Genomic DNA, 1,385 nt, shown 5'->3' on the forward strand with positions numbered 1-1,385 from the left:
CAATAGAGCCTGTGAATGCGGGTGAGGAAGCCACTTGTGTAGCTTTAAAAGAGGTTTGATCATATGCACCTCCCAAACCCACATTTTACACTAAGTAATAAGAACCCATTTTAATAACAAAAGATTGATCAAAATGGGTTCTTATCCAGCAGATTTAAGTTTGGTTTTTTTAAAAAAAGATTGATTATTTCGGAAAGCGAATATTCCACTAAAGCACCCGTTTGCACAATAATCATTTATAGAAATCCTTTTCAATTCTGAAGGTTATCTTCAATCAATTCCAACATTCTGAGTGTGCAATAATATGAAAAACCTGCCACTGAATATGCGAGAGCAGTCATATAATCTTGTGTTGAATTAATAAACATTATAATTAATCCTCCACCGACCCCTGCTAAACTGTAATTTAACCATCTAATTCCTTTATTTATCTTATCAATCATTATTGATACTGGTACTCCGAACAACAGATAGACAGGTAAAGCAAAAATATAAACAAATAAGAAACCATCGAAGGAAAACGATATTGAACCATTATTTATGAAAATAATAGGAACTAAATTATATATGACGAAAAACAAAGATAGTACAAGTGGTGCTAAGAAAGCAGCTACAAATTTTCAAGCTATGCCCTCGTGTAGATAAAAGTCTACTCCTGTTGACTAATGTATTTATTGAGGTGTTCAATAAATACAGAAAACCTCAATCCAGTTTTATGATATTTTGATGTGTCGTTAAAAAGAGTCTGTATCCCCTGTCTGCGGCTATGAAATCGTATATTATCTCATCTGAACGATTATGATAGTAAATCAAATAGGTCTCTATCTTATTTATTTCCTCCTGTATCTCATTAGGGAGATCTATTATTATATCTTCTTTCTCTTTGATATGTACATCTATATTTTCATATAGGATCTCTCCAGTATCATCAACAATATAAATGTCTAAGTTTGAACTATAGAATGTTCCATTTATCCTTAACCTGTCCTTTTCATCCAAAACATCGACAGTGGGAACAGGATTATATTTTTCAATGTATTTTTCAAAGTCTTCTTCGGTAACAGTCATTGTATAGTTTTCGAGTATTTTAGTGTCTATATTTAGATCATCAGATGTAACAAAGTACCTGACTAGCTGAAGGCTTCGATTATCTAAAGGTTTCTCTTGATTGATGTCTTTTGGAAAGAAGGTTATTTCTTGACTTCCATTCTTAGAGTACTTTAAAAGCACATTTAACTCAGTTACACTTTCGGGTGGTGTAACTGTAACTACTTGTTTATAGCTTTTGCCGTCTTTTAATTTTATATCAACCTTCTCCTGTAAAGATACACATTATTCCAGACACCTAATTTCAAATTAATTCGGTGGAAAATCTGAAGTAATGT

General features: G+C 32.2%; 1 protein-coding gene. It reads right to left on the reverse strand.

Annotation, left to right across the window (positions count from 1 at the left end):
• Positions 1-702 precede the first annotated feature (702 nt).
• The gene (locus AC6HVZ_RS19540; RefSeq protein ID WP_497559786.1) at positions 703-1,230 is read right to left on the reverse strand and encodes a hypothetical protein; all 528 of its coding nucleotides are present in this window, start codon (positions 1,228-1,230) and stop codon (positions 703-705) included.
• Between the last annotated feature and the right edge of the window lie 155 nt (positions 1,231-1,385).

Source organism: Oceanobacillus sp. NCCP-135, assembly GCF_059698015.1.